At 65.9% G+C, this 26,227-nt stretch carries 32 protein-coding genes; 16 read left to right on the forward strand and 16 right to left on the reverse strand.

Features of this window, described 5'->3' with window-relative positions; translation table 11 throughout:
- Positions 1–66: 66 nt before the first annotated feature.
- Positions 67–477: a hypothetical protein gene (locus FHS75_RS08790; protein WP_179407293.1), complete on the reverse strand. Its 411-nt coding sequence runs from the start codon at positions 475–477 to the stop codon at positions 67–69.
- A 114-nt stretch (positions 478–591) separates the two neighbouring features.
- Here FHS75_RS08790 and FHS75_RS08795 point away from each other — a divergent pair, with 114 nt between their 5' ends.
- Positions 592–1,110, forward strand: a complete 519-nt coding sequence (locus tag FHS75_RS08795) for a sterol desaturase family protein (RefSeq protein WP_179407447.1) — start codon at positions 592–594, stop codon at positions 1,108–1,110.
- Positions 1,111–1,293: 183 nt separating this feature from the next.
- Here FHS75_RS08795 and FHS75_RS08800 read toward each other — a convergent pair whose 3' ends face one another.
- From FHS75_RS08800 to FHS75_RS08810, 3 genes are all read right to left on the reverse strand, one after another.
- On the reverse strand, positions 1,294–1,644 hold the full coding sequence (locus tag FHS75_RS08800) for a YbaN family protein (protein WP_179407294.1): 351 nt from the start codon (positions 1,642–1,644) through the stop codon (positions 1,294–1,296).
- Between the two features lie 14 nt (positions 1,645–1,658).
- A complete protein-coding gene (locus FHS75_RS08805) occupies positions 1,659–2,069 on the reverse strand; it encodes a SufE family protein (RefSeq protein ID WP_179407295.1) in 411 nt (136 codons plus the stop codon).
- A 73-nt stretch (positions 2,070–2,142) separates the two neighbouring features.
- Positions 2,143–2,622: a VOC family protein gene (locus FHS75_RS08810; protein ID WP_179407296.1), complete on the reverse strand. Its 480-nt coding sequence runs from the start codon at positions 2,620–2,622 to the stop codon at positions 2,143–2,145.
- A gap of 185 nt (positions 2,623–2,807) precedes the next feature.
- Here FHS75_RS08810 and FHS75_RS08815 point away from each other — a divergent pair, with 185 nt between their 5' ends.
- Complete coding sequence (locus FHS75_RS08815) at positions 2,808–3,143, forward strand: hypothetical protein (protein ID WP_179407297.1); 336 nt, start codon at positions 2,808–2,810, stop codon at positions 3,141–3,143.
- A 51-nt stretch (positions 3,144–3,194) separates the two neighbouring features.
- On the opposite strand, the gene FHS75_RS08820 is transcribed toward FHS75_RS08815, so the two are convergent.
- From FHS75_RS08820 to FHS75_RS08845, 6 genes are all read right to left on the reverse strand, one after another.
- Positions 3,195–3,434 (reverse strand): hypothetical protein, encoded by a 240-nt coding sequence (locus FHS75_RS08820; RefSeq protein WP_179407298.1) that lies wholly within the window; start codon positions 3,432–3,434, stop codon positions 3,195–3,197.
- Positions 3,431–3,766, reverse strand: coding sequence for a hypothetical protein (locus FHS75_RS08825; RefSeq protein ID WP_179407299.1), 336 nt, complete (start codon positions 3,764–3,766; stop codon positions 3,431–3,433). Before FHS75_RS08825 ends, FHS75_RS08820 begins: the two co-directional genes overlap by 4 nt.
- An 11-nt stretch (positions 3,767–3,777) precedes the next feature.
- Positions 3,778–4,074 carry a hypothetical protein gene (locus tag FHS75_RS08830; RefSeq protein WP_179407300.1) on the reverse strand — a complete coding sequence of 99 codons (297 nt, stop codon included), beginning with the start codon at positions 4,072–4,074 and terminating at the stop codon, positions 3,778–3,780.
- Positions 4,075–4,096: 22 nt separating this feature from the next.
- On the reverse strand, positions 4,097–4,471 hold the full coding sequence (locus tag FHS75_RS08835; protein ID WP_179407301.1) for a PspC domain-containing protein: 375 nt from the start codon (positions 4,469–4,471) through the stop codon (positions 4,097–4,099).
- A gap of 112 nt (positions 4,472–4,583) precedes the next feature.
- Positions 4,584–5,399 carry a phage shock protein PspA gene (gene pspA, locus FHS75_RS08840; RefSeq protein WP_179407302.1) on the reverse strand — a complete coding sequence of 272 codons (816 nt, stop codon included), beginning with the start codon at positions 5,397–5,399 and terminating at the stop codon, positions 4,584–4,586.
- Positions 5,396–5,560, reverse strand: coding sequence for a hypothetical protein (locus FHS75_RS08845; RefSeq protein WP_179407303.1), 165 nt, complete (start codon positions 5,558–5,560; stop codon positions 5,396–5,398). Before FHS75_RS08845 ends, pspA begins: the two co-directional genes overlap by 4 nt.
- Positions 5,561–5,728: 168 nt before the next feature.
- Between FHS75_RS08845 and pspF the strand changes: the two genes are divergently transcribed.
- The 12 genes from pspF to pnp all read left to right on the forward strand — a co-directional run bounded on the left by pspF (position 5,729) and on the right by pnp (position 18,370).
- A complete protein-coding gene (pspF, locus tag FHS75_RS08850; RefSeq protein WP_179407304.1) occupies positions 5,729–6,763 on the forward strand; it encodes a phage shock protein operon transcriptional activator in 1,035 nt (344 codons plus the stop codon).
- 67 nt (positions 6,764–6,830) lie between these two features.
- Positions 6,831–7,142 (forward strand): hypothetical protein, encoded by a 312-nt coding sequence (locus FHS75_RS08855; RefSeq protein WP_179407305.1) that lies wholly within the window; start codon positions 6,831–6,833, stop codon positions 7,140–7,142.
- A gap of 182 nt (positions 7,143–7,324) precedes the next feature.
- Positions 7,325–7,897, forward strand: coding sequence for a ribosome maturation protein RimP (gene rimP / locus FHS75_RS08860; RefSeq protein WP_179407306.1), 573 nt, complete (start codon positions 7,325–7,327; stop codon positions 7,895–7,897).
- Between the two features lie 5 nt (positions 7,898–7,902).
- Positions 7,903–9,549, forward strand: a complete 1,647-nt coding sequence (nusA, locus tag FHS75_RS08865; protein WP_179407307.1) for a transcription termination factor NusA — start codon at positions 7,903–7,905, stop codon at positions 9,547–9,549.
- A complete protein-coding gene (locus FHS75_RS08870; RefSeq protein ID WP_179407308.1) occupies positions 9,530–10,267 on the forward strand; it encodes a DUF448 domain-containing protein in 738 nt (245 codons plus the stop codon). The genes nusA and FHS75_RS08870 overlap by 20 nt, the downstream gene beginning before the upstream one ends.
- A 23-nt stretch (positions 10,268–10,290) precedes the next feature.
- Positions 10,291–12,888, forward strand: a complete 2,598-nt coding sequence (gene infB, locus FHS75_RS08875) for a translation initiation factor IF-2 (RefSeq protein ID WP_179407309.1) — start codon at positions 10,291–10,293, stop codon at positions 12,886–12,888.
- A 39-nt stretch (positions 12,889–12,927) separates the two neighbouring features.
- Positions 12,928–13,341, forward strand: coding sequence for a 30S ribosome-binding factor RbfA (gene rbfA, locus FHS75_RS08880; RefSeq protein WP_179407310.1), 414 nt, complete (start codon positions 12,928–12,930; stop codon positions 13,339–13,341).
- Positions 13,342–13,353: 12 nt separating this feature from the next.
- Positions 13,354–13,932: a thymidine kinase gene (locus FHS75_RS08885; protein ID WP_179407311.1), complete on the forward strand. Its 579-nt coding sequence runs from the start codon at positions 13,354–13,356 to the stop codon at positions 13,930–13,932.
- A 24-nt stretch (positions 13,933–13,956) separates the two neighbouring features.
- Positions 13,957–14,643, forward strand: a complete 687-nt coding sequence (locus FHS75_RS08890) for a site-2 protease family protein (RefSeq protein WP_179407312.1) — start codon at positions 13,957–13,959, stop codon at positions 14,641–14,643.
- Positions 14,640–15,629 carry a tRNA pseudouridine(55) synthase TruB gene (gene truB / locus FHS75_RS08895; protein WP_179407313.1) on the forward strand — a complete coding sequence of 330 codons (990 nt, stop codon included), beginning with the start codon at positions 14,640–14,642 and terminating at the stop codon, positions 15,627–15,629. The genes FHS75_RS08890 and truB overlap by 4 nt, the downstream gene beginning before the upstream one ends.
- 5 nt (positions 15,630–15,634) lie before the next feature.
- The gene (gene rpsO, locus FHS75_RS08900) at positions 15,635–15,904 is read left to right on the forward strand and encodes a 30S ribosomal protein S15 (RefSeq protein ID WP_179407314.1); all 270 of its coding nucleotides are present in this window, start codon (positions 15,635–15,637) and stop codon (positions 15,902–15,904) included.
- A gap of 165 nt (positions 15,905–16,069) precedes the next feature.
- The gene (pnp, locus tag FHS75_RS08905) at positions 16,070–18,370 is read left to right on the forward strand and encodes a polyribonucleotide nucleotidyltransferase (RefSeq protein WP_179407315.1); all 2,301 of its coding nucleotides are present in this window, start codon (positions 16,070–16,072) and stop codon (positions 18,368–18,370) included.
- A 57-nt stretch (positions 18,371–18,427) separates the two neighbouring features.
- Here the strand turns inward: pnp and FHS75_RS08910 are convergent, their stop codons facing one another.
- From FHS75_RS08910 to FHS75_RS08920, 3 genes are all read right to left on the reverse strand, one after another.
- Positions 18,428–20,008: a hypothetical protein gene (locus FHS75_RS08910; RefSeq protein WP_179407316.1), complete on the reverse strand. Its 1,581-nt coding sequence runs from the start codon at positions 20,006–20,008 to the stop codon at positions 18,428–18,430.
- On the reverse strand, positions 20,005–20,529 hold the full coding sequence (locus FHS75_RS08915) for a DUF1993 domain-containing protein (protein ID WP_179407317.1): 525 nt from the start codon (positions 20,527–20,529) through the stop codon (positions 20,005–20,007). Before FHS75_RS08915 ends, FHS75_RS08910 begins: the two co-directional genes overlap by 4 nt.
- 86 nt (positions 20,530–20,615) lie before the next feature.
- Entirely contained in the window at positions 20,616–21,767 is a 1,152-nt protein-coding gene (locus FHS75_RS08920; RefSeq protein WP_229735521.1) for a GGDEF domain-containing protein, read from the reverse strand.
- Positions 21,768–21,924: 157 nt separating this feature from the next.
- Here FHS75_RS08920 and FHS75_RS08925 point away from each other — a divergent pair, with 157 nt between their 5' ends.
- Positions 21,925–23,163 carry a L,D-transpeptidase family protein gene (locus FHS75_RS08925; RefSeq protein ID WP_229735522.1) on the forward strand — a complete coding sequence of 413 codons (1,239 nt, stop codon included), beginning with the start codon at positions 21,925–21,927 and terminating at the stop codon, positions 23,161–23,163.
- A 2-nt stretch (positions 23,164–23,165) separates the two neighbouring features.
- Positions 23,166–23,846 (forward strand): M23 family metallopeptidase, encoded by a 681-nt coding sequence (locus tag FHS75_RS08930; RefSeq protein ID WP_179407318.1) that lies wholly within the window; start codon positions 23,166–23,168, stop codon positions 23,844–23,846.
- Here FHS75_RS08930 and FHS75_RS08935 read toward each other — a convergent pair whose 3' ends face one another.
- Genes FHS75_RS08935 through FHS75_RS08945 form a run of 3 tightly spaced genes read right to left on the reverse strand, consistent with a single transcriptional unit; the run spans position 23,847 to position 26,213 of the window.
- On the reverse strand, positions 23,847–24,077 hold the full coding sequence (locus FHS75_RS08935; protein WP_179407319.1) for a hypothetical protein: 231 nt from the start codon (positions 24,075–24,077) through the stop codon (positions 23,847–23,849).
- Positions 24,074–25,513 (reverse strand): radical SAM protein, encoded by a 1,440-nt coding sequence (locus FHS75_RS08940; protein ID WP_179407320.1) that lies wholly within the window; start codon positions 25,511–25,513, stop codon positions 24,074–24,076. Before FHS75_RS08940 ends, FHS75_RS08935 begins: the two co-directional genes overlap by 4 nt.
- Positions 25,491–26,213: a prolipoprotein diacylglyceryl transferase family protein gene (locus FHS75_RS08945; RefSeq protein ID WP_218845166.1), complete on the reverse strand. Its 723-nt coding sequence runs from the start codon at positions 26,211–26,213 to the stop codon at positions 25,491–25,493. Before FHS75_RS08945 ends, FHS75_RS08940 begins: the two co-directional genes overlap by 23 nt.
- Positions 26,214–26,227 lie beyond the last annotated feature (14 nt).

Genomic DNA, 26,227 nt, shown 5'->3' on the forward strand with positions numbered 1-26,227 from the left:
AATTCAAGCGCGAACGGCGGGCCTTCGAAGGTGCCAAGTGGGAACGGCGATCCCCAATGCCGGGCGTCAGCCCCGGCGGCGGTCGCGGTCGCGGCGTTCGGCGCGCAGGGCGAGCTCTACGCCGTCGATGCGGTTCTTCAGGCTGCGCACTTCGCCGCGGGTCAGGCCGTCGCGGGCATATCGGGCATAGGTGCGGCGTATCTCGCGCGTGTCATGGCGAAGCGCGTTCGCCTCGCGCTTCGAAATCGTGCCGCGTCGCTGGGCGATGGCGATGCGGTCGCCCAGCCTGCGGATCTCGGCACTTACCTGCGCCGGGGTGGCGGCGGTGTAGTGGCGGGAATCGTAGTAGTTGCGGGTGTCGTGGCGCATATCGTGACGCGCGTTCGCGTTGTGATACCCGGTATCGTGCGCCTGCGCGGCAGGAACGCCGGCAGCGAAACCGGTAGCGGCAAGAACGAACATCAGGGACTTGTGCATGGCGGTTCTCCTTGGCTTGCGATGCACTTATCCATCTAGCCCGATGAACCGTCACTGTCCGTCACATGGTGTAAGAAATTGTCGCAGGGCTGCGGCATGGCTATATGGGCCGCGATGTCCACGCTCGTTGCCATAGCCATCGTCCTTGCCACCATGCTCGCCATGGAATTCGTCGCTTGGTCGAGCCACAAGTATATCATGCACGGCTTCGGCTGGGCCTGGCACCGCGACCACCACGAGCCGCACGACAACCTCCTCGAGAAGAACGACCTCTATGCCGTCGTCGGCGCGGCAATGAGCATATCGATGTTTGCGCTCGGCAGCCCGCTCGTCGCCGGGGAGGCGGCATGGTCGCCGGCGACGTGGATCGGTGCCGGCATCCTCGGCTACGGCATCGTCTACACGCTGATCCATGACGGCCTCGTCCACCAGCGCTATTTCCGGTGGGTGCCCAAGCGCGGCTACGCCAGGCGGCTCGTTCAGGCGCACAAGCTGCATCACGCCACCGTCGGCAAGGAGGGCGGGGTCAGCTTCGGCTTCGTCATCGCCCGCGATCCTGCGGCCCTGAAGCGCGAGCTGAAGGAACAGCGCCGCAGCGGCATCGCTGTCCTGCGCGCGGCTGTCGACGACTGAGCCGCGGCGTTTCCTACTTCGAGTGTGCGGTGTACAGGAGCGTGCACCGCTCTCCTGGTATCGCTGGAGACATTTTTGGCATGCAGGGTGTCAACCGGCGCATTCTGCCGCATATCATTGAAACAACAGGGAATTAGTGCATTCAGGTAAGGTGACGGGGTGTCAACTTCGTCGCCTTTGGTCCTACTCCGGCCGGGTCCAGATCCACGGGCCGACAAGGACGAGGATCGCTGCCGAGATCAGCACCCACGGCCAGCCGATGGTCAGCGCGGTGAAGCCGACGCCGATGGCCATCGCGGCGATTGCGGAAATCTTCGCCCTGCGGCCGATGGCGCGCCGGTCACGCCAGTCGCGCAGCGAGGCGCCGTAGCGCGGGTGCTCGTAGAGCCGCTGTGCAAGGTCGGGGCGGCTGCGCGCGAAGCAGAACGCGGCAAGAAGCAGGAACGGCACGGTCGGCACGATGGGCAGCGCCGCGCCGACAATGCCCAGCCCGACGAACAGGAGGCCGAGTGCGAAGAAGAAATGACGGCCCACCGGGGCTTGCGACGCTATTGCGCGGCGAAACGGGCGGCGGTTTCCCGGATCAGCGCGATCATGTTGGGCACGCCTTGCGTCCGGTTGGACGATAGCTGGTTCCTGAGGTCGAACGGTTCGAGCCGGGCGGCGATGTCGGTTTCGGCGACTTCGACGGCGGGCCGGTCCTGAACGGCGGACAGGACCAGCGCGACGATGCCCTTGGTGATCGCCGCGTTGCTGTCCGCCAGGAAGTGCAGTTGCCCGGCCCCGGTCTGCGTCGGGTAGACCCAGACGCTGGCCGAACAGCCGCGCACCTTGGTGGCATCGGTCTTGAGCGCATCGGGCATGTCGTCGAGCTCGCGCCCGAGTTCGATCAGCAGCCGGTAGCGCTCGTCGCCTTCGAGGAATTCGTATTCCTCGCGGATATCGTCGAGACTGCGCATGGCGACGCGCTCTAGCCCATTCGCGGTGCGAGGCGAAAGCGGCAATTCGCCGGGGCGGGGACGGGCAAGAGGATCAGGCCGGCGCGCGGTCGCCCAGCTTCTCGAAGGAGGCGGCCTCGCTTTCCTCGATCTGCTGGATCTCGATCACGTTGCCGTCGGGGTCCCAGCCGTAGACCGCCTTGATCGGGCCGAAATCGCAGGGTTCCTCGGCGGCAAAGCGCATTCCGGCAGCGCTGAGCCGGGCATATTCGGACGCGATGTCCTGCACGTCGATGGCGAAGTGGGTGTAGCCCCTGTCGCAGGGCCGCAGCGCTTCCCCGTCGCGCGCCACGGGATTGGTGTACTCGAACAGTTCCAGGTAGACGTTGCCCGCCTTGAAGAAGACCTGCCGCGCCGCCGAATCGCGCAGTCCGATCGCACGGTCGGACGTCGGGTCGTTGGCCCATGCGTGCGGATCGCCGACCTGTTCGAAGCCGAGCGTGGTGCCGTAGAAGTGCTGCATCCGGTCGAAGTTGCCGGTGTTGAGCGCGATGTGGTGGATGCCTCGGATCATTGTCGTTTCCTCTCTGCGCCCGCCCGGTCCGGCGGGTTCGCCCGCGATCCTCTTGGCGAACCGGACGAAATGCAAGGCCGGGATCGGGCAGGGCATCTAAATAAATCGGATAAAACAATGGCGAGAAGTTAATTGGCTGGCAACTAGATCGTTTTACTGACGAGCGCAGCATTGGGGAGACTGTTATGTTCAAAGTTGCGCAATACTTCGTCAGGCACAAGGTACTGACGCTTGGCATCGTCGGCGTCGCGGCCTTCACGTTCATGGGCAACCAGCCCTCGGAGGAAGAGCAGAAGCCGGACAACCCGTGGTCGAAGCAGTCGGTCTCGGTGGCATCGCTCGACAGCAAGAAGGACGACGACTCGATGCTCGGCCAGGTTACCGACAAGGCGATGGCCGTGGCCGGCGAATATCTCGGCGAGTCGGTCGGGATCGATCCGGTCGAGCTGAAGGACCAGACCGTCGGCAACTGGGACGGCGCCGCCTCCGCCTACGAGAAGGCGAACAAGGGCGAACGCTGAGCGGGCCGGAGCATGGCTCCGACCCGCTGATCTTGTGACGCCTAAGGGAGGTCAGTCGCGCAGCGACTCGATCTCCCTGGCGATGTCGTGGGTCTGGCGCTCGTCGGTGGCGATGCGCTCGAGCACCGCGATCCGCTCGCGCAGCTTCTCGACCTCGCGCTCCAGTTCGGGGTCGGCGGAGTGGCTGATTGCCTTGCCGTCGCCCTGCTGGCCGCTGCGATACTTTTGCGCACGCAGCCAGGCGAAGGTGGCGATCGCGAAGATGACGACAACGGCGGTCCAGAAACTCATTGCTTCGTCATCTCCGCATCGGACGAATCGCGCAGGGCATCGATCTGGCGTGCCACGTCGAAGCCCTCGTCGGTGACGATGCGCTCGACCGTGGCCAGCCGGTCCTTCATCGAGGACAGTTCGGCCTGCAACTTGGCGTTTTCCTGCGTCAGCAACTGTATGCGCGCCTTCGCTTCCTGGTCGGTCTTGGGATAGATCGGGGTGCCCCACGCGCTTTCGAGCGGGTAGCCGTGCCGCATCCGCAGCCAGGTCGTAGCAACCCAGCCTAGGGTGAGCAGCACGCCGATAACGACGATTGCGGGCATGGCGACGTCGAAGGGAAAGTTGTCCATGTCCACCTGCCTCAGTTGACCGAGCGTTCGACGTTCTGCGCCGCGCTCTCGCGCAGTTCCTCGACCTTCTGCTGGTCGCGCAGGGCCTCGATCTGGAGGCCGACGTCATAGCCCTTGTCGGTGACGATGCGTTCGAGGACGCGGACGCGTTCCTCGAGCTCGGTGTTGTCGGACGCGTACTGTGCGGCCTTCTCGGCGGTTTCCTTCATGTGCATTTCGGCCATCCGGCTCTGATGCCGGGTCCAGATCCAGATGCCGCCGAGAATGAACGGGGCGAGCGGGATCATGAGGGCGAGTATGCCTTCCATCTTGATTCTCCTCTCCGGCCGCTCAGCGCAGCCGGTCGATTTCCGCGGCGAGACGCGAGTTGCTCGCCGAGTAGTGCGATTCCACGTTCGCAATGCGGCGGTCGATCTCGCTCAGGTCGCGGCGGACGCGGCCCGAGCGGGCTTCGCGGCGCCGGATCTTGCGGAGCAGCCGTTCCTCTTCCTCGTCGGAATAGAGGTAGGCGGGCTTCGAATCGGCCAGGATCGCGGTGACGATGTAGATCGGGATCGTGATGAACGAGACGAACAGCGTCAGCATCACTGCCGCCACGCGAATCCAGATCGAATCGATCCCGGTGTAGTCGGCGAGTCCCGAGCACACCCCGAACAGCTTTCCGTCCGCCTTGTTCAGATAATAGCGATTGCCGTGCCTGTTCACTTCGATGTCCCTTCCTTGACAGGTGTACCAGTTTCTTCGTCCGGACGGTTCGTCTGTTCGGCTCTCCCGCGACCGGACGGGGCGCGGGAGGCCTTGGGGGTCCGCTTGCGGATCATTCGGCGGGCTTGGCCGCGTCCTGCGATCCGGCGTCGGCGGTCTTGGCGACCGGGGCGCTGTTACCCTTAACGCGCCGCTTCAATTCTTCCAGCTCGGCCTCGACCTTGTCTCCGTCCGCAAGCGCGGCGATTTCCTCGGCCAGGGTCGGCTGCTGCTTCTCCGCGATGCTCAGCGACTCGGCACGACCTTCCGCGTAATCGACCCGGCGTTCGAGCTGGTCGAAGCGGACCATCGCCTCGTCGACGCGCTCGCTCGACAGGAGTGTGCGCAGCTTAACCCGATTCTCGGCACTTTGCAGCCTCGCAGTGATCGAGGACTGGCGCGAGCGTGCTTCGCGCAGGCGCTGCTGAAGCTTCTCGATATCCTGCTCGTAGGCGCGGAGCGCATCGTCGAGCACATCGATCTCGGCATTGAGCTGGTCGGCCATGTCGCCGGCCTTCTTCTTTTCGAGCAGCGCGGCCCGGGCCAGGTCCTCGCGGTCCTTGCTGAGCGCGAGCTGCGCCTTGTCCGCCCAGTCTGCCTGCAGCTTTTCCAGCTTGGCGACATGGCGGCGCATTTCCTTCTGGTCCGCGATGGTGCGGGCGCTCGAGGAACGGACTTCGACGAGCGTCTCTTCCATCTCGAGGATGATCAGGCGGATCATCTTCGCCGGGTCTTCTGCCTTGTCGAGCATGTCGTTGAAGTTGGCGGCGATGATGTCGCGAGTGCGGGAGAAAATGCCCATCTTACGAACTCCGATCTTGTGGTTCTTGACGGTGTAGGGAACGGGATTGCGGCGGATCGCCTCGATTTCTGCGTCGAGCCGGGTCATGCCAGTTCGATCTGGCAGGTCGGCGTCGCGGCAAATGCCTTGGCGGGGCCGAGGTGATCCGAAAGAACGACCAGGTTCAGCGCTACCATCGCCAGAATGCTGGCCACGATAGCCCAGTCGAGGTTGCTCCTTCCGGCTAGCGTTGTCTTGCGCAGTTGCATGGTCCGTTTCCCTCACGATGTCAGTCTGGTGTGTCATTGCCACCCATACGTCGCAAAGGGCGTGCCAAACCGAGAAAACGGCAGAAATCCGCCAAAAGTCCACAGTGCCGCGCAAAAAACACCTGACACATATTGCCAAGTAGTGGGAAATTACACTAACTATTGGGAATGGATCGCGATACCCAGTTCATTGGCCAGTCGCTGGCATTCCTCGACGCGGTCGAGCGGGCGAGCCGGGCCGCGCACATGCGTCGCCCGGTGCTGGTGATCGGGGAGCGCGGCACCGGCAAGGAGCTTATCGCCGAACGCCTCCACCGGCTGTCTCCGCGCTGGGGAGAGCCGCTCATCACGTTGAACTGCGCCGCGCTTCCCGAAACGCTGATCGAGGCCGAGCTATTCGGGCACGAGGCCGGGGCCTTTACCGGCGCGACGCGCGCGCGCGCGGGCCGGTTCGAGGAAGCCGACAGGGGCACGCTGTTCCTCGACGAGCTTGGCACGCTTTCGATGGCGGCGCAGGAGCGGTTGCTGCGCGCGGTCGAATACGGCGAGGTGACGCGGATCGGCTCCTCGCGCCCGGTCAGCGTCGACGTGCGTATCGTTGCCGCAACCAACGAGGACCTGCCGAGCGCCGCCGAAGCGGGCCGGTTTCGCGCCGACCTGCTCGACCGCCTGAGCTTCGAGGTCGTCACCCTGCCGCCCCTGCGCGAGCGGGAGGGCGACATCCTGGTCCTTGCCGACTACTTCGGGCGACGGATGGGAACCGAACTGGGCTGGGAGGAATGGCCCGGCTTCTCCGATGCGGTCATGGCTGCGATGGAAGAGCATCCCTGGCCCGGCAACGTCCGCGAACTGCGCAACGCGGTCGAGCGCGCGGTCTATCGCTGGGACGTCGCCCACGAACCGATCGACGAGATCGTGTTCGATCCGTTCGACAGTCCCTGGCGACCGAAGGCCGCGCCCGGACCGCAAGCCGTCGCCGACCCCGCGCCGCAGCCGGTCGCGGCGGTCGCCGCGCGCAAGCGGGCGCCGGACGTGGCCGAGGTGTCCGACCTGCGCGCCGCGGTCGATGCGCACGAGCGGCGGATCGTCGAGCATGCGCTGGGCCGGAACCGCTTCAACCAGCGCCGCACCGCAGAGGCGCTGGGTCTCAGCTACGACCAGTTGCGCCACTGCATGAAGAAGCACAACCTGTCGGCGAATTAGCGAAATATTCACCCCGATTGTGGACATACGGTGCCCGAATCCGGAACCGGTCGAAGGGGGACTGGCAATGATGGGCTTTATCGGCAAGACCGTGGTCGTGATCGGGCTTTTCGTCCTGTTCGTCTTCATCTTCCACAATGTCGGCGAGGAAAGCGACGCCAGTAGCGAGCGATACGCGGCCGACTTCAACCGGACGCTTGCAGAGAGCCGCAATCGCGAACTCGAAACCGGGATCAACGCTCCGGGCGCTGCGAAGTGGAACGAGGACGGCAACGACTTCGACGATGCCAAACCCGTTCGCAAGAGCGACGACTGGGCATCGAGCCGCAACAACAGCGACTGGGACGGCGGTAGCAGCGACGACTGGGCCGCGGACTGAAGAAGCCACGCCGGGCCGCGTCCCGCCACGGCGCGCAGCTGGCCGATTAGGGTTGCATTTCGCGCGCGACGCGCCTATTTCCCCGCACATACCGACATTGTAGCGACAATGCTTGGTGCTGGCGCCCTCGGGGGCCGGCCCGAACGGCGTTGATGCTCACGGTCGGCCCGAACGGAGAAGGCATGGCGGATATCGCGCGCATTACCCAGATCGTCGAGCCCGAGGCGCAAGCGCTCGGCTTCGATCTCGTGCGCGTCGTCATGACGGGTTCCGAGGCGGGCGACGGCGAACGTGCGCTGCAGGTCATGGCCGAGCGTCCCGAGACGGGACAGCTCGTGCTCGACGAATGCGCCGCGCTTTCGCGCCGCATCTCCGACCGGATCGACGCGCTCGAGGAGCAGGGCGAAGTCCTCGTCGAGGGCGCCTACCACCTCGAGGTCAGTTCGCCCGGCATCGACAGGCCCTTGACCCGGCGCAAGGATTTCGAGGCGTGGACCGGGCACGAGGCGAAGGTCTCGCTCGCCGAGAAGGTCGACGGCCACCGCAACCTGCGCGGCGATCTCGTCGGCATCGAGGGCGAGGTAGTGACGATCGATGACCGCAAGGCGGGACGCATCTCGTTCCCGCTTTCGGCGATCCATTCGGCCAAGCTGGTCTTGACGGACCGGCTGATTGCCGCCACCCGCCCGCTCGACACCAGCGGCGCAGACGAATTCGAGGACGAAGCGGAAAGCTTCGAGAAACAGGAAGACTGACGACAATGGCCAGTGCGATTTCCGCCAACCGCGCCGAGCTGCTCGCGATCGCGAACTCGGTGGCTTCGGAGAAGATGATCGACAAGTCGATCGTCATCGAGGCGATGGAAGAGGCGATCCAGAAGTCCGCGCGCAATCGCTACGGCGCGGAAAACGACATTCGCGCCAAGCTCGATCCGCGCACCGGCGACCTGCGCCTGTGGCGCGTGGTCGAGGTGGTCGAGGAAGTTGAGGACTACTTCAAGCAGGTCGATCTCAAGCAGGCGCAGAAGCTGCAGGACGATGCCAAGCTGGGCGACTTCATCGTCGATCCGCTGCCGCCGGTCGACCTCGGCCGTATCGACGCGCAGTCCGCCAAGCAGGTGATCTTCCAGAAGGTGCGCGATGCCGAGCGCGAGCGCCAGTACGAGGAATTCAAGGATCGCGCGGGCGAAGTCATCACCGGCGTGATCAAGTCGGTCGAGTTCGGCCACGTCATCGTCAACCTCGGCCGGGCCGAGGGCGTCATCCGCCGCGACCAGCAAATCCCCCGCGAAGCCGCCCGCGTCGGCGAGCGCATCCGCGCGCTGATCCTGAAGGTCGAGCGCCAGAACCGCGGCCCGCAGATCTTCCTCACCCGCGCGCACCCCGAGTTCATGAAGAAGCTTTTCGCGCAGGAAGTGCCCGAAATCTACGACGGCATCATCGAGATCAAGGCCGCCGCCCGCGATCCGGGCAGCCGCGCCAAGATCGGCGTGATCAGCCACGACGGCTCGATCGACCCGGTCGGCGCCTGCGTCGGCATGAAGGGCAGCCGCGTCCAGGCCGTCGTGCAGGAACTGCAAGGCGAGAAGATCGACATCATCCCCTGGAGCGAGGACACCGCGACATTCGTCGTCAACGCGCTCCAGCCCGCCACCGTCAGCCGCGTCGTCATCGACGAGGAGGAAAGCCGCATCGAGGTTGTCGTGCCCGACGACCAGCTGTCGCTCGCCATCGGCCGCCGCGGCCAGAACGTGCGGCTTGCCAGCCAGCTCACCGGCTCGCAGATCGATATCATGACCGAGCAGGAAGCGAGCGAGAAGCGCCAGCGCGAATTCGCCGAACGCTCGCGCATGTTCGAGGAGGAACTCGACGTCGACGAGACGCTCTCGCAGCTGCTCGTCGCCGAGGGTTTCACCGAGCTCGAGGAAGTCGCCTACATCGAGATGCAGGAACTCGCCGCGATCGAGGGCTTCGACGAGGAACTCGCCGAAGAGCTTCAGAATCGCGCGGTCGAAGCGCTCGAGCGGCGCGAGGAAGCCTATCGCGAGGAGCGCCGCGCGCTCGGCGTCGACGATGCCGTGGGCGAACTGCCGCACCTGACCGAGGCGATGCTCGTCACGCTCGGCAAGGCCGGCCTCAAGACGCTCGACGACGTCGCCGACCTCGCCACCGACGAACTCATCGCAAAGAAGCGCCCCGAGCAGCGTCGCCGCGACGGTTCCGGACCGCGCCGCCGTGAAGAGGACAAGGGCGGCGTGCTCGGCGAGTACGGCCTGAGCGAGGAACAGGGCAACGAGATCATCATGGCCGCCCGCGCGCACTGGTTCGAGGACGAGGGATCGCCCGGGCCGGACGACGCGGACGCTGCCGCAACCGGGGAGGCCGCCGATGCGGAACCTTCCCAATGAGCGCCTGAGCGCCGACATCGATGAAACCGGACCGGAAAGGAAATGCATCCTTTCCGGGACGACCGAGCCACGCGACGCGCTCGTCCGCCTTGCGGTGTCCCCGCCGGGGCCGGACGGGCGATCCGATGTCCTGCCCGACGTGCGCGCGAAGGCGCCGGGTCGCGGGGCATGGATCGGCGTTTCGCGGGACGAGCTTGAAAAAGCGATCGCGAAGGGCAAGTTAAAGGGAGCTTTGGCGCGTGCCTTCCGGGGCGCGCCGCTTGTCGTACCCGAGGACCTGCCCGAGCGGATCGAAAGCGCGCTGCAGCGGCTTCTTGCCGACCGGCTCGGTCTCGAGATGAAGTCCGGGAACCTGCTGGTCGGTTCGGACCGCATCGCCGAACAGGCGCGGGCGGGCCGCGTGGAATGGCTGGCCCATTCCTCGGATGCCAGTGCCGACGGTTCGCGAAAGCTCGACCAGGCCTGGCGCGTGGGAACGGATTCGGAAGGCAGCGGCCTTGCGGGAACGGCCTTGCCACTGGACCGGGCGGCGCTGTCTGTGGCATTGGGCCGCGACAATGTCGTCCACCTGGCGTTGACGGACAAGGCGGCGGCCCGACGGGTTGCCGTGCCGCTCCAGCGCCTGATGCGTTTCCTGGGGCGGACCGAAGCGAACGGAAATGATCCGGGCACCGTGCCGGCGCATGGCGCCGGGCACCTTGCCGCGACGACGAATTGAGATTGAAGGGCGAAAAGCGAAGTATGAGCGATACCGACAACAAACCTGCGCGCAGCCGCAAGCCTCTCGGACTCAAGCGTTCGGTGGAAGCCGGCGAGGTCAAGCAGACCTTCAGCCACGGCCGGACCAACAAGGTCGTCGTGGAGGTCAAGCGCCGCAAGGTGATCGGCAAGCCGCCGGCCGCCGACGCTCCGCCCGCGCCCGCGAAGTCGGACGAGAAGCCCGCCGCCAGGGACGAGGCGCCCGCAGTGAAGGAAACGAAGGCCGCACCCGCGCCCGCCGCGAAGAAGGCGGCCAAGCCTGCCGCCAAGCCCGGCGAGACTCGCCAGGAAATGCAGGCTCGCCTGCTGCGCGAGGCCGAGGAAGCGCGCCTTGCCGCCCTCGAGGCCGCGAACCGTCGCGAGACCGAGGAAAAGCAGCGCCAGATCGAGGAAGAGCGCCAGCGCGCCGAAGACAACCGCAAGGCCGAGGAAGAGGCCGAGCAGGAAGCCGCCGAAGCCGAGGAGCGCGAGGCGCGCGAGGCCGAGCAAAAGGCCAAGGAAGCGGAGAAGCAGGCCGAGGAAGCCGAGCAGGCCAAGGCCGATGCCTCCGCCGCCGCAGCCTCCGAGCCCGAAGCAAAGGAAAAAGGCCCTGCACCGCGCAAGTTCACCCCGGTCAAGCGTCCGGAACCTGCCGCGCCCAAGAAGCCGGCGGCGACGCGTGACCGCAAGGGCGGCGACCGCCGCCAGTCGGGCAAGCTGACCGTCGCCCGTGCCCTGAACGAGGACGAGGGTGCGCGTGCGCGCAGCCTTGCAGCGCTCAAGCGGGCGCGCGAGAAGGAGCGCCGGGCGCAATTCGCCGGCAAGTCGCAGCCGCGCGAGAAGCAGGCCCGCGACGTTGTCGTGCCCGAGGCGATCACCGTGCAGGAACTCGCCAACCGGATGGCCGAGAAGGGCGCGGACCTCGTGAAGGCGCTGTTCAACATGGGCATGATGGTCACCGTCAACCAGACGATCGACCAGGACACCGCCGAGTTGCTCGTCGAGGAATTCGGTCACCGCATCCAGCGCGTCTCCGACAGCGACATCGACATCGACACGTCGACCGACGTCGATCCGGAGGAAGCGCTGCAGGCGCGTCCGCCCGTGGTCACGATCATGGGCCACGTCGATCACGGCAAGACCAGCCTGCTCGACGCGCTTCGCGGCACCGATGTGGTGCGCGGCGAGGCCGGCGGCATCACGCAGCACATGGGCGCGTACCAGATCAGGACGAAGGGCGGCGACCACGTCACCTTCCTCGATACGCCAGGCCACGAAGCCTTCACCGAGATGCGCGCGCGCGGTGCCAACGTGACCGATATCGTCGTGCTGGTCGTCGCGGCGGACGACGGGATCATGCCGCAGACGATCGAGGCCATCAATCACACGAAGGCCGCCGATGTCCCGATGATCGTCGCGATCAACAAGTGCGACAAGGAAGAAGCCAATCCGAAGCGGATTCGCGAACGGCTCCTCGAGCACGAGGTCATCGTCGAGGAGATGTCGGGCGACGTCCAGGACGTCGAGGTTTCGGCCAAGACCGGCAAGGGTCTGGACGAGCTGATCGAGAAGATCCTCCTCCAGGCAGAGTTCCTCGAACTCAAGGCCAATCCGGATCGTCCGGCAGAAGCCACCGTGGTCGAGGCCAAGCTGGACAAGGGCAAGGGCCCGCTCGCTACCATCCTCGTCAATCGCGGCACGCTCAAGCGCGGCGACGTCTTCGTCGTCGGCACCGAGAGCGGCCGTGTGCGTGCGATGCACGACGACAAGGGCAAGCAGGTCAAGGAAGCCGGCCCGTCGATGCCGGTCGAGGTCCTCGGCCTTGGCGGCGTGCCGATGGCGGGCGACCAGCTTCTCGTCGTCGAGAACGAGCAGCGGGCGCGCGAAGTCGCCGAGTACCGCCAGGAGAAGGCGACCGAAAAGCGCACCGCGATGGCTCCGGCCAGCCTCGACACGATGTTCTCGGCGCTTGCCGACAAGCAGAACGTCATCGAGTTCCCGCTGCTGGTGAAGGCCGACGTGCAGGGTTCGGTCGAAGCGATCAACAACGCGCTGCACAACCTGTCGAACGACGACATCAAGGTCCGCATCCTGCATTCGGGCGTCGGTGCGATTACCGAGAGCGACGTCACGCTGGCGTCGGCCTCGGGCGCGCCGATCATCGGCTTCAACGTGCGTCCCAACGCCAAGGCGCGCGAGCAGATCGAGCAGAGCAAGACGCGGATGATGTATTACGACATCATCTACCAGCTCACCGAGGAGATCGCCAAGGAGATGGCGGGCGAACTCGGCCCCGAGCGGATCGAGAACGTCGTCGGTCGCGCCGAGGTCAAGCAGGTCTTCCCTGCGGGCAAGAAAGACAAGGCCGCCGGGCTCCTCGTCGAGGAAGGCGTCATCCGCAAGGGCCTGTTCGCTCGCCTCACGCGCGACGACGTCATCGTCTCGAAGACCTCGATCGCCTCGCTCCGCCGCTTCAAGGACGACGTCGACGAAGTGCGCGCCGGCCTCGAATGCGGTGTCGTCCTCGAGGACACGAACGACATCAAGGCGGGCGACCGTCTCGAAGTCTTCGAAGTCGAGGAACGCGAACGCACGCTTTAACTTCAGCCCCTTCCGCCCGCGGGAGGGGAAGGACCACGAATGCCACGCCAGCAATTCACGCCAGAGCAGCATTCGGTTCGCCTGCTTAAGGTGGGCGAGCGCGTGCGCCACGTGCTTTCGGACATTTTCGCCCGGCAGCAGGTGCACGACGATGTGCTGACGGCGCATTCTGTCTCGGTCACCGAAGTGCGCATGACGCCGGACCTGCGGCAGGCGAAGGTCTACGTGAAGCCGCTGCTCGGCACCAACGAGGACGAGGTGGTCAGGGCATTGCGCCAGAACACTGCCTTTCTCCAGCGCGAGGTGGCCAGGCGCCTCGGCCTGAAGTTCGCTCCGAAGCTGCAGTTTCGCGCCGACGAGACGTTCGAGGAAGCGAGCCGGATCGACCGCCTGCTAGACGATCCGCGGGTGAAGCGCGATCTGGATGCGGACGAAGAGCGGGACGGGGACTGATCCGGCCGCGCCATGGCCAAGCTCTATTTCTTCTATGCCAGCATGAATGCAGGGAAATCGACCACCCTGCTGCAGGCCGATTTCAACTATCGCGAACGCGGAATGGCGACGATGCTGTGGACCGCCGCGCTCGACGGCCGGGGCGTCGACAGCGCCATCGAAAGCCGCATCGGCCTGGGTGCCGACGCGTACCGCTTCGATGGCGACACCGACCTCTGGGACCGGGTGAGCGCGGCCCATGCGGTCGAGCCGCTAGCCTGCGTCCTCATCGACGAGGCGCAGTTCCTCTCGCCCGGGCAGGTCTGGCAATGCGCCCGGCTGGCGGACGAGGCGAACATACCCGTGCTCTGCTACGGCCTTCGCACCGATTTCAGGGGCGAGCTCTTCCCCGGCTCGGCGGTGCTGCTCGGCATAGCCGACGCGCTGGTCGAGCTGAAGGCGGTGTGCCACTGCGGGCGCAAGGCGACGATGAACCTGCGCGTCGACGAAAGCGGCGGCGCGGTCCGGCGGGGCGCGCAGACCGAGATCGGCGGGAACGAGCGCTACGTCGCGTTGTGTCGCAGGCATTTCCGCGAGGCGCTGGCGCGCTGACCGGCGCGCCCCTATCTATCGGCCATGTCCGAAACCGTGCTCCTTGCGATCATCCTCATCCCCTGCCTGATCGTTGCGATCGTCTTCCACGAAGTCGCGCACGGCTGGGTGGCGAACGCACTGGGCGATCCGACCGCGAAGGAGCGCAAGCGGCTTAGCCTCAACCCGATCCGCCACGTCGATCCGGTGGGGACGGTCATACTTCCGGGCATCCTGGCGCTGACCGGTGCGCCCGTCTTCGGCTGGGCCAAGCCCGTCCCGGTCATCAAGCAGCGGCTCAACAATCCGCGCTTCGGGATGATGGCGGTTGCGGCTGCCGGGCCGGGCACCAACTTCGTCCTGGCCTTCATCGGCGCTATCGCGCTCGGCCTGCTGGCGGGATCGCTATCGGCGCCGCCGACAGGATGGCTCGAGATCCTCGTTTCGGGTCTCAATTACTTCATTGTCATCAATATCTTCCTCGCTCTTTTCAACCTGCTGCCGATCCCGCCCTTCGACGGATCGCATATCGTCGAGGGACTGCTTCCGCGCGAGGCGGCGGCGGCGTACGAAAAGCTGCGTCCGCTCGGCCTGCCGCTCCTTTTCCTGCTCCTGCTCGTCATCCCCTGGCTGTTTCCGGGCCTTGGCATCGTCGAGAACGTGGTCCTGCCGCCCGTCGAATGGGCGCGTGAGCAATTCCTCAAGATCGCCATTCTGGTGGCCGGAGGATGACCGCCCCCCACGGCTGGATCGTTCTAGACAAGCCGCCCGGTCTGGGCTCGACGCAGGCGGTGGGCGCGGTCAAGCGCAACTTGCGCGAGGCGGGGCTGCCCCGGGTCAAGGTCGGCCACGGCGGCACGCTCGATCCGCTGGCCGAGGGAGTGCTGCCGATCGCGCTTGGCGAGGCGACGAAGCTGGCCGGGCGCATGCTCGATGCCAGCAAGACCTACGAATTCACGATAAGCTTCGGGGAGGAAACCGATACGCTCGATGCCGAGGGCGAGGTGATCGCCCGGTCGGAGAGGCTGCCGCCACGCGCCGCCGTGGCGGGCGTGCTCGACCATTTCACCGGAGAGATCGAGCAGTTGCCGCCTGCCTATTCGGCTCTGAAGGTCGACGGCAGGCGCGCCTACGACCGGGCGCGGGCGGGTGAGGATGTGGAACTGAAGCTGCGCCGGGTCACGATCCATTCGCTCGAACTTGCCGGCGGCTACGAAGCGCGCCCGCTGCTCGACTCCGCCTTCGCGACCACGAGCGGCAGGCCCGATCCCTACGATCCCTCCGCCCCGCTCGAACTGGCGGAAAGCGCGACGCTGGTGGCAAAAGTATCGAAGGGTACCTATATCCGGGCCTTGGCGCGCGATATCTCCCATGCGCTCGGCACTCTCGGGCACGTGACCATGCTGCGGCGTACGCAGGCCGGGCCGTTCGACCAGTCGCAGGTGATTTCGCTGGACAAGTTGAACGATATCGGTAAGGGCGCGCCGATTGAACGAATACTCTTGCCGCTGGAGGCGGGGCTGGACGACATCCCGGCCATCGACCTTGGTCCGGAGCAGGCAGGGGCGGTCCGACAGGGCCGCGTTCTGACCGGGCTGTCCCTGAAGGACGGATTGTTCTGGGCACGATCGGGCACGGTTCCGGTGGCTCTCATGGAACTGGCGGGCGGCGAAGCCCGCGTCGTCAGGGGCTTCAACCTTCCCGATGTCGCGGAGTAAGATACATGTCGGTTACCGCCGAGAAGAAACAGGAAATCATCAAGGACAATGCCCGCGATTCGCAGGATACGGGCAGTCCCGAAGTGCAGGTCGCGATCCTCACCGAGCGCATCGCCAACCTGACCGAGCACTTCAAGTCCCATCACAAGGACAACCATTCGCGCCGCGGCCTCCTCATGATGGTCAACAAGCGGCGCAGCCTGCTCGACTACCTCAAGAAGAAGGATGTCGAGCGCTACAACGCCCTGATCCAGAAGCTGGGTCTGCGTAAATAAGCAAACTGGAAAGCGGCCCCGAGGCGGGCCGCTTTTCGCATGGGTCGTACCCGCAATCCGGCGGGTGGCCTTTGGGGCGAAGACAGGCCCCGCACCGGACCGGGACGGTATCCCGGCAGTAAACCCCGCGCGGCAATAGGGTCCGCGGGTCCAAGGAAAAACCAAATGTTCGACACGAAAACCGTATCGATGGAGTGGGGCGGAAAGACCCTCACTCTGGAAACCGGGCGCGTTGCCCGTCAGGCCGATGGCGCCGTTCTGGCGACCTACGGCGAAACCGTGGTGCTGTGTGCAGTCACCGCGGCCAAGTCGGTGAAGGAAGGGCAGGACTTCTTCCCGCTCACCGTCCACTATCAGGAAAAGTTCTCCGCTGCCGGGCGCATCCCGGGTGGCTTCTTCAAGCGTGAACGCGGCGCCACGGAAAAGGAGACGCTGACCAGCCGTCTCATCGACCGTCCGGTCCGCCCGCTGTTCCCCGAAGGCTTCTACAACGAGATCAACGTGATCTGCCAAGTGCTGTCCTACGACGGCGAGACCGAGGCCGACATGGTCGCGATGATCGCCGCGAGCGCCGCGCTGACCATTTCGGGCGTCCCCTTCATGGGTCCGATCGGCGGCTGCCGCGTCGGCTTCAAGGATGGCGAGTACCAGCTCAACCCGTCGATGGCCGAAGTGGCCGAGGGCAAGCTCGACCTCGTCGTCGCAGCCACGCACGAAGCCGTGATGATGGTCGAATCCGAAGCCAAGGAACTGACCGAGGACGAGATGCTCGGTGCCGTCATGTTCGCGCACGACGAATGCCGCAAGGTCATCGAAGGCATCATCAAGCTGGCCGAGCAGGCAGCCAAGGAGCCCTGGGAACTCGCCGCTTCGGACGACAAGTCCGCGATGAAGGAAGAGATTCGCGGGATCGTCGGCGATCGTATCGCCGCTGCCTACGACCTCGTCGACAAGCAGGAGCGTTCCAATGCGCTCAACGCCGCGCGCGACGCAGTGAAGGCGCACTACGCCGAGGCCGACGGCCAGACCACGATGACCGCCATCAAGCTCACCAAGAAGCTGGAAGCGGAAATCGTGCGCAACGCCATCCTCAAGGACGGCAAGCGCATCGATGGCCGCGCGGTCAACGAAGTGCGCCCGATCGAGGCGATGGTCGGCTTCCTGCCTCGCACGCACGGCTCCGCGCTGTTCACCCGCGGTGAGACGCAGGCGATCTGCACCACCACGCTCGGCACCAAGGATTCCGAGCAGATGATCGACGGCCTCGACGGCCTGAGCTATTCGCCGTTCATGCTGCACTACAACTTCCCGCCCTATTCGGTCGGTGAAGTGGGTCGCTTCGGCGCTCCGGGTCGTCGCGAGATCGGCCACGGCAAGCTCGCATGGCGTGCGCTGCGTCCGGTCCTGCCGACGCAGGAAGACTTCCCGTACACGATCCGCATCCTGTCAGACATCACCGAGTCCAACGGCTCGTCCTCGATGGCGACAGTCTGCGGCGGCTGCCTGTCGATGATGGATGCAGGCGTTCCCGTCACCCGTCCCGTCTCGGGCATCGCGATGGGCCTGATCCTCGAAGGCGAGGACTTCACCGTGCTGTCCGACATCCTCGGCGACGAGGATCACCTCGGCGACATGGACTTCAAGGTCGCGGGTACCGAGGAAGGCATCACCAGCCTCCAGATGGACATCAAGGTCGCCGGCATCACGCAGGAGATCATGAAGACCGCGCTGGCGCAGGCCAGGGAAGGCCGCGCGCACATCCTTGGCGAGATGACCAAGGCGCTTGGTTCGGCCCGTACCGAGCTTTCCGCGCATGCCCCCCGTATCGAGACGATGCAGATCGACAAGACGAAGATCCGCGACGTCATCGGCACCGGCGGCAAGGTCATCCGCGAGATCGTTGCCGAGACCGGCGCCAAGGTCGACATCGACGACGAGGGCGTGATCAAGATCTCGTCCAGCGACCTTTCGCAGATCGAAGCCGCCAAGAAGTGGATCGAAGGCATCGTCGAAGAGGCGGAAGTCGGCAAGATCTACACCGGCAAGGTCGTCAACATCGTCGATTTCGGAGCATTCGTGAACTTCATGGGCGGCAAGGACGGCCTCGTCCACGTTTCCGAGATGAAGAACGAGCGTGTCGAAAAGCCGACCGACGTCGTGTCCGAAGGTCAGGAAGTGAAGGTCAAGGTCCTCGAGATCGACAACCGCGGCAAGGTTCGCCTGTCGATGCGGGTCGTCGATCAGGAAACCGGCGAGGAACTCGAAGACACCCGTCCGCCGCGCGAACCGCGCGGCGATCGCGGCGACCGGGGCGGCGGCGACCGTCGCCGTCCGCGTGGCGATCGCGGTGACCGGGGTGGCGATCGCGGCGGCCGTGGCGGCCGCGGCGGTGGTCGCGGGCGCGACCGCGACGACAAGGGCGGTGGCGATCCGGACCACATGCCGGCCTTCCTCAAGGAAGACTGAGGCACCGGACAACCGGGAAACAAGGGGCCGGGGGAGCGATCCTCCGGCCCTCTTGCGTCAGCGCCTCTCGATCCTTGGCGCGTGGTCGGGCACCTTGCCTTCGGGGCCGGGCGGAAGCGAAGCCGCGCGTCCCGAAACCCTGGCCGCCACGTTCGGTCCGAACGATCCGCGCCAGACGAGCGGCGCGGCAGGCCGCAGGTTTTCGGCTTCGGCCAGCGGCGTGGCGCTGCTGACGATGTCGAGTGCAACGTCGTCGGTGAGCATGTCGCCCGGCTGGCCATCGCCTCCGGCAAGCAGCACGAACGCGTCGGTCGTCCGGTCGGTAACGAGCTCTACCCGGAGATCGACATGGCGCGCGCCTTCGCCGAACACGGCCGGGGACCCGAGGAAGAGCGCGGTGTCGACCAGCCGCAGCCGCCCCTTCAGCCAGGATCCTGCATAGGCCGGTCGTGAATTGCGGCACGTGATGTCGAGCGTACCCCAGGGTGCCTCGCCGGGGTCGACCTCGGTCGGGGCATAATAGCGCGAACGTTCGCTCTTGCCGTAGCGCCCGCCCTGGAGCGCGAAAGCCGATCCGCTGCCGCCGATGCCCTTCTTTCCGAAGCAGTCGACGATCTCGGTCGCGACGATCCGTCCGCCGCGTGCACCCATCCAGCCCTCGATGCCGATGAAGCAGTCCTCGATCCGCGCGCCTCCCACGTCGACCATGCATCCTGCAGTGTTGAGGCCCTGCGCGTTCGAATGCGCGAACTCCGAATTGCGGACGGTCAGCGTCGCGCCCGGATCGTTCGATGCATAGACCGTCTCTCCGCGCCACCCGGTGAAGCTGCAATCGACGATCTCGATGTCCCAGCCCTCGCGGTCGAGTTCGGACCAGATGCCCTTGTGCGTCACGTCCCACCCGTCGCCGGTTCGCGGATCGGCACCCGGCGCGGAATTGGCGGTGCGCTTCGTACCGCCGTCGACGACCAGTCGCTCGAGACGAAGGCGCTGGGCCTTGGGCCCGGTTAGGCTACCCTTCGAAAGGTCGACGCGTTCTGCGCCCGGCAGGTAGAAGCCCGAACCGCGCCAGACCTTGCCGTCGACCACCTGGAACGCGCGGCCCGGCTGGTTGCCTCCGAACGAATGCCCGCCGCGCGATCTGAACGCGAGGCGGGAGGGCTCGGTCCCGGTTCCGACGAAGGCGATGCGCTGGCCGGGATGCAGGACGATGGGCCGCCCGTCGAGGGTGCGATGATCCGCGCGCGGGTCGAGGTACCGTTCGGGACACCGGATGCTGTAAAGCGGCTGCGCCAGCGTGATCCTGGGAAGCGCGAAGGCTGCGGCGTAATCGACCGCGGCCTGGAACGCCGGCTGGTCGTCGTGAGCGTTGTCGGCGGCCGGGTCGCCCCGGGCCCCGGCCTGCTCCACGGCAATCGCGCCATCGGCAGCCTCCAGCCGGAAGTGCCTGCCGTTCGCGGTGGCGGTGCAGAAGCGGGGATGCTCGCGGGCCAACGCGGCGTCAGCCTTGTCGTCGGCGATGTACTCCGCCGCGCCAAGCCCGTGTCGAGACCAGCCCTCGGTGCGGATGCGCCGGACGTCTCGCGGGATCGACAGCTGCGCGAGGCCGATGAAGAGCCCGGCGTCGTCGGTCCTCAAGCGGGCTCGGTCCTGAGCGGGCCGTAATAGTCGGCCTTGCCTACCGGGACGCCCTGGTTGCGCAGGATCGCGTAGGCGGTCGTCACGTGGAAATAGAAGTTGGGGATCGAGAACGTCAGCAGGAATTCGGCGACGGAGAACGGCGCCCGGATCGCCTCATGCCGCAACTCGACGTCCTTGTCGGCGATGGTTTCGAGTTCTTCGGGCGTGACGGTCTCGAGGAAGGCGATGGCATCGCTCACCATCGCGCGCAGATCGTCGAAGCTGCAATCGACGGGGGCCAGGTCGGGGTAATAGGTACCTTCGCGCATGGCGCGAACGGCGCGTTCGGACAGCAGCACGACCTGGTCGATCTGCTTGGAAAAGTCCCACATGTCATCGGACAGGCTCGCGGCAAGCAGCGCCCTGTCCTCCATGTCGGCGTCACGGCAGTGCTGCTCGGCCTTGTCGAACATGCCGAGCACGTTGGGCAGCATGTGAAGGTAGGCCCCGACGGTCGCGTCGTGGAGGGATATCGGCATCGCAGGCTCCGGTTCGATTGTCCGGGCAGGCTAGGGCGTGCCGCATCGCGCCGCAATCCATTCCGCGTGAGCTCTTTCCGCGTCACCTATTCCGCAGTCGTCACCTCGCCAGCCCAGACGATCCTGTCCTTGCCCGCAGCCTTGGCGGCGTAAAGCGCTTCGTCCGCTGCCTTGAGGGCCTCGCGCGGATTGTCGTAGGCCAGCACGTCCGCCATCCCCGCCGAGAACGTGATGCGCCCGAACGGGATGTCGTTGGCGCGGTTCACCAGCTTGCGATTGCCGAGGGCGGTCCTTGCCCCGTCCAGCGTGGCAAAGGCGGCTTCGTGCGTTTCTCCCCGGAACAGGACGACGAATTCCTCGCCGCCGTGCCGGGCGACGTGGCATCGGTCGTCCGAAATCTTCGCCAGCGTGCGCGCGATCGTCTTCAGGATGCGGTCTCCTGCGGCGTGTCCGTGGCGATCGTTGATGCGCTTGAAATCGTCGACATCGCAGAACGCGATGGTCAGGGCCTCGTCGTTCGCGATGGCAGCGGCGTGCTCCTCCTTGAGCGAGGCTTCGAAGGCGCGCCGGTTTGGCAAGCCGGTAAGGTGGTCGATCTCGGCTTCGCGGCGCGCGGCTTCGAGGCTTTGCCTGAGCGCTAGCGTTTCCTGCTCGCTGCGCGCCATGTCCTCTTCGATCTCGCGCGTGCGGTCGAGCATGACGCGCGCGATGGCGGCAAGCTCGGTGATGACGACGCCGGCCTTGCCCACCTGCTCCAGTTCGCCGACGTGGGCTTCGAGGGCATCGTGATACTCGCTCGTCGCATGGCGCGCATCGCGGGTCGTGCTGCCGAATTCCTCGATCGAGGATTCGAGCTTGGACATCAGCTTCGCGAGCATTTCCGCGCCGTCTGACCGACCGCACTTGCGCGCCGCCTCGTCGAGCCAGCCCAGCGTCACGGGCGCGCGTTTTTCGACCTGCTCCTCGATCAGCACGGCCAGCCGAGGGTTCGCGCCGGTGATGACATCGTGCGCGACGGCCAGCGTGAACGTGTTCACCTCGAGCCGATGGGTGATGAGGAAGCTCGACACGTCGGCCAGCACCTGGCGCCTGCGCTTGTCGCGAGGATCGTGCGGCATGAGGTTCGTGCTCTCATCGCCATCGGGCAGGGGCGCCTCGTCCAGGCGGGCCGACCGGCGGTCGCGCCATCGGGAGAGCCAGCCGGCCTTGCGGGAAAGATCGGGATCGTGCGCTGTCATGGGTTGGTTAACGTCGCGTCGCGCCGGTTTTTAAGTCCGACAGGAGCGGTCCGCCCGATGCGACAGTGCACGCCATCGGGAGCCAAGGCATCGCCGAGGCGTTGGTGGTGTCGGGAGGCGGTTTCGGCCGCTAGCGACGGTTTCGGAGAAAAGACCAATGCGTGCAATTACTTGTGTCCTGCCGCTGCTGGCCGTGCTGGCCGGATGCAACGCCGATCCGACCGGCGCGGGATCGTCCGGAAAGGAAGCCGAAGTTTCTTCCAGCGCCAATCCCGAACAAACCGACGAGGACGCGCTTGCAGCGCGCGACCCGGCACCGGGCGAGCAGGCGCAGGTCGACATTCCCGACCCGGAGAAGCGACCCACGATGCAGATGCAGGTCGTCCTCGACCGTCTCGGCTTCACGCCGGGCGTGGTCGACGGCAGGATGGGCATGTCGACCCGCAACGCGATCGAGGGGTTCCAGGAGGCCAACGACATCGAGGTGACCGGCGAAGCTGACGAGGAAACCAAAAAGGCGCTGGAGAAGTGGAATAACATTCCCGCAACCCGCGTCGTCACTATTCCGGCGAGTTTTGCCAGCGAACCGTTCAGGAATATACCCGACAGTGCCGCCGACAAGGCGGAGATGGAACGGCTGGGCTACACCTCGCTCGACGAGAAGCTGGCAGAGCGGTTCCACACCACCGTCGATGTCCTGAAGCGTCTCAATCCGGGCGGGCGGCCCGCAGGCATGGAACAGGCCGGCGCTTCGCCATCCGAACCCGCGCGGCTGGGTCTTGCCTCCCCGAGTGCATCTCCGAGCGCCACGCCATCCGCCGATGCGGGCGGCGATGCCGAACGCGCCCAAACGTCGATGTTCGCCGCAGGGCAGCAAATCCGCGTCCCCAACGTCGGCAACGACAGGATCGAGGACGGCGCGGTCGAAAATGCACAGTGGCGCAGCACGCTGGCAACGCTGGGCATCGGCACGAACCAGCCCGAGGCCGCGCGTGTGGTGGTCAGCAAGTCGGGCGGCACGCTCAAGGTCTACGACGATGCCGACAAGCTGGTCGCCATGTACACGGCAACGATGGGATCCGAGCATGATCCGCTGCCGCTCGGCGAATGGAAAGTGGTCGGCGTAGCGCACAATCCCCCGTTCCAGTACGACCCCGACCTGTTCTGGGACGTTCCCGACAGCGAGGAGGACCGCATGCTTCCGCCTGGCCCGAACGGCCCGGTCGGCGTGGTCTGGATCGACTTGTCGAAGGAGCATTACGGCATCCACGGAACGCCCGAGCCGCAGACCATTGGCCGCGCGCAGAGCCACGGGTGCGTCCGGCTGACCAACTGGGACGCCGCGCGCCTTGCCGAAATGGTTTCGCCCGGCACGCAGGTCCTCTTCGAAGCCTGAGCATGCGGAAACGTCCGGGCACCCTGCCGCGCACCATCGCCGTGACGGCCATCGTCACGTCGATGGTGTGGATCGGCCTCGGGGCCTGGCTGTTCAACCGCCATATCGTCGCCGAGCACGATCAGGCAGGCTTGGTCGCCGATGCGGGCCTTCAGCAACCCGAACCGAGGGGAGCGCAACCTGCCGGGCCGGATCCCGCGGATTATCCGGCGCTCGGGATTCCAGTCGACCGCGTCAGGATCGCGGCATCGGGCCTCGCCATACCCGTAGCGGGCGTCGCCCAGTCGGACCTCGTTGATACCTTTGCGGATTCCCGCGCCGCCGGTGCGCGCAGGCACGATGCCATCGACATCATGGCTCCCGACGGAACGCCGGTGCTGGCAGCGGCGGAGGGCACCGTCGAGAAACTGTTCGTCTCGGACGCTGGCGGCAAGACGATCTACGTGCGCACCCCGGACGGTCGCCGTATCCATTACTACGCGCACCTTGCCGATTATGCCGCCGGGCTGAAGGAAGGCGAGACGGTTGCGCGGGGGCAGGTGCTTGGCATCGTCGGGAGCAGCGGCAATGCTGATCCCGAAGCGCCGCACCTTCACTTCGCCATCATGGCTACCGAGCCCCAGCGGTCGTGGTCGGACAGTTCGGCGGCGCTGAATCCCTACCCGTTGCTGGGCGGCCGCTAGCTATTGCTCTCGGTCGCTGCGGACCAGAGCAAGTCCGCCGACGATCATGGCGACGCCCAGCGCGAAGGGTATCCCGCCGATCGCAAGCACGGTGGGTATTCCGGACATGTCCGCCTCCCCGGTGGTGACGGGCCACAGGATAGTCGACAGCACCAGGCCGGTGCACAGCCCGCTGACGAGCGCGACAAGTATGCCGATCGCCAGCAGGATGCCTCCGAGCAGCTTCTTCATGGCCGTGCTCCTGCCCGCAACGCGCGGTGTCGCGCCACCACTGCGGCACCCTCCGCGTCTTGCCTGTAGAACGTGTTGTAGGTGTCGAACGGGACGATCTGGCCCTCGGGCGTCACGAAATGGACGCAGCTGCGCTTCACCGTGCCCAGATCGAAGTTGTAGCGATCGAGGAACTGCAGGATCACCACCCGGAAGCTGTTCGCGTAGGAAAGGTCTGCAGGAACAGTTGCTTGCGGCAGGCAGCACAGAACGCCTGCGAGCTTCTCCTCGGTATTGCACTGGCTGGTCGCGAGCGACAGCAGTTCGAGCAGCGATGCGCGCAGTTCGGGGTAGGCTTCGTAACTGATGGTGTTCGGCCCCGACAGAATCAGGTCGCGCGGCAGGAGCGAGGTGATCGCAGTGACGCTGCGACCCTGTCTGAGTCCGTACCCGATGCAGATCTGGTCGGGATTGCAGGGCAGGGGGATCATGTCCTCGATACCGAAGACGCCCGCCCTGGCCACTTCGCGCCTCAGCCGTGAAAGGATCGTGCGGTTGTCGCTTCCGAACCCCTCGTTGCGGCCTGCATCCTGCACCGGCTGGAAGGTCACGCCGCGCACACAGGTCCATTCGAGCGCGTGTTCGACGATGTCCGCCACCTCGTGATCGTTCACACCGGCTTTCACGACTGCGACCAAAGTCGTTGAAAGACCGACCCTTTCCAGTTCCTCCAGCGCACGCTGCCGAAGCCGGGACAGGCGCGCGCCGCGCAAGTCGACCAGCGCCTCGTCGCTGAGCGAGTCGAACTGCAGGTAGACTTCGAGCCTCGGTGCGTAAGTTGCCAGTCTCTCGACGAAATTCCGGTCCTGGGCGATGCGCACACCGTTGGTGTTGATCATGACATGGCGAATGGGGCGGGCCTTCACCGCGTCGAGGACCGCGAAGAAATCGGGGTGGATCGTCGGCTCCCCGCCGGAAATCTGCACGAGGTCGGGCTCGCCTTCGCTTGCGACGAGCGTGTCCAGCATCGCCTCGATCTGCGCAAGCGGGCGATGCGCGCCGTGCACGTCCCCGGCATCGGCGAAGCAGACCGGGCAGGCCAGGTTGCAGGCACTGTTGATCTCGACGATGGCGAGACACGAATGCTGTTCGTGATCCGGGCACAACCCGCAATCGAACGGACATCCCGCCTCGGTCCGCGTTTGCGTCGCGAGCGGCCTGTCGCCGGGCTTGAGCCAGAGCTTCTGCTGGCGCCAGTAATCGAGGTCGTCGCTGATCAGCGTCTTCTGCACGCCGTGATCTAGGCAGCGCTTCAGATAGAAGACGTTCTCGCCTTCGATGATAACCTTGGCGGGAACGGGCTCGAGGCAGGTCTCGCAGAGCGACGTCGTCTGGCCGTGGAAGATGTAGGGCGCCACCTTGCGCGGCGATGGGTCAGTACCGTGCGCCTGCTCCATTGCCGCGCTTCCACCAGGCGATCCCATATGCAGCAAGCCCCACCATCAGCAGGTGAAAGCTGTTGAAGGGCCCGAACACCGGCGGGTACGGCTTCAAGAACTCCCACGCGAAACGCTGGGCAGCATAGAAGATAACCAGCGCATGGAAAGCGTGTTCGCATGCCCACGCGCGACCCGCGATACGAGCGCGCGCACAGGCTGCCGCGAACCCGGCCATTGCAGCGCTCTCGTAAAGCTGGACGGGGTGCCTGCCGATGCCGTCGCCCAGGTCCACTGCCCAGGGCAGCGTTCTCGCCGTGCCATGGGTATAGTCGTCGATGCCGGAAAAGAAGCAGCCCAGCCTGCCGATTGCGATCCCGACCGCGATCGGCAGGGCGAAGGCCCCGCCGGTCGAATGCCGGATGCCATGCCGCCACTTCCAGGCCTCCACCGCCGCGATCCCCCCGACAAGCGCACCCGCGATGGAATGCGACGGCGCGGCGGCGAGGCTGCGCAGCGAATTGGCCGAGCCGAAGATCCACGCGCCCGCAACCGCGCCAAGGGCGAGCGCGACGAAGTAGGAGGGCGAGGTCACCTTTGAAAGGCCATGTGCCTGTGCCGGCCAGCGCCGGTGTTGCCAGCGCGCTGCCAGCGCCGCTCCGGCCCAGGCAACCGCGTCGCCGGCATAGTGGGCCCACCATGCCGTCGGGATGTCGATCACGGAAATGCCCGGAG

The organism is Novosphingobium marinum, from assembly GCF_013408095.1.
In the GTDB taxonomy this organism is placed as follows: domain Bacteria; phylum Pseudomonadota; class Alphaproteobacteria; order Sphingomonadales; family Sphingomonadaceae; genus Novosphingobium; species Novosphingobium marinum.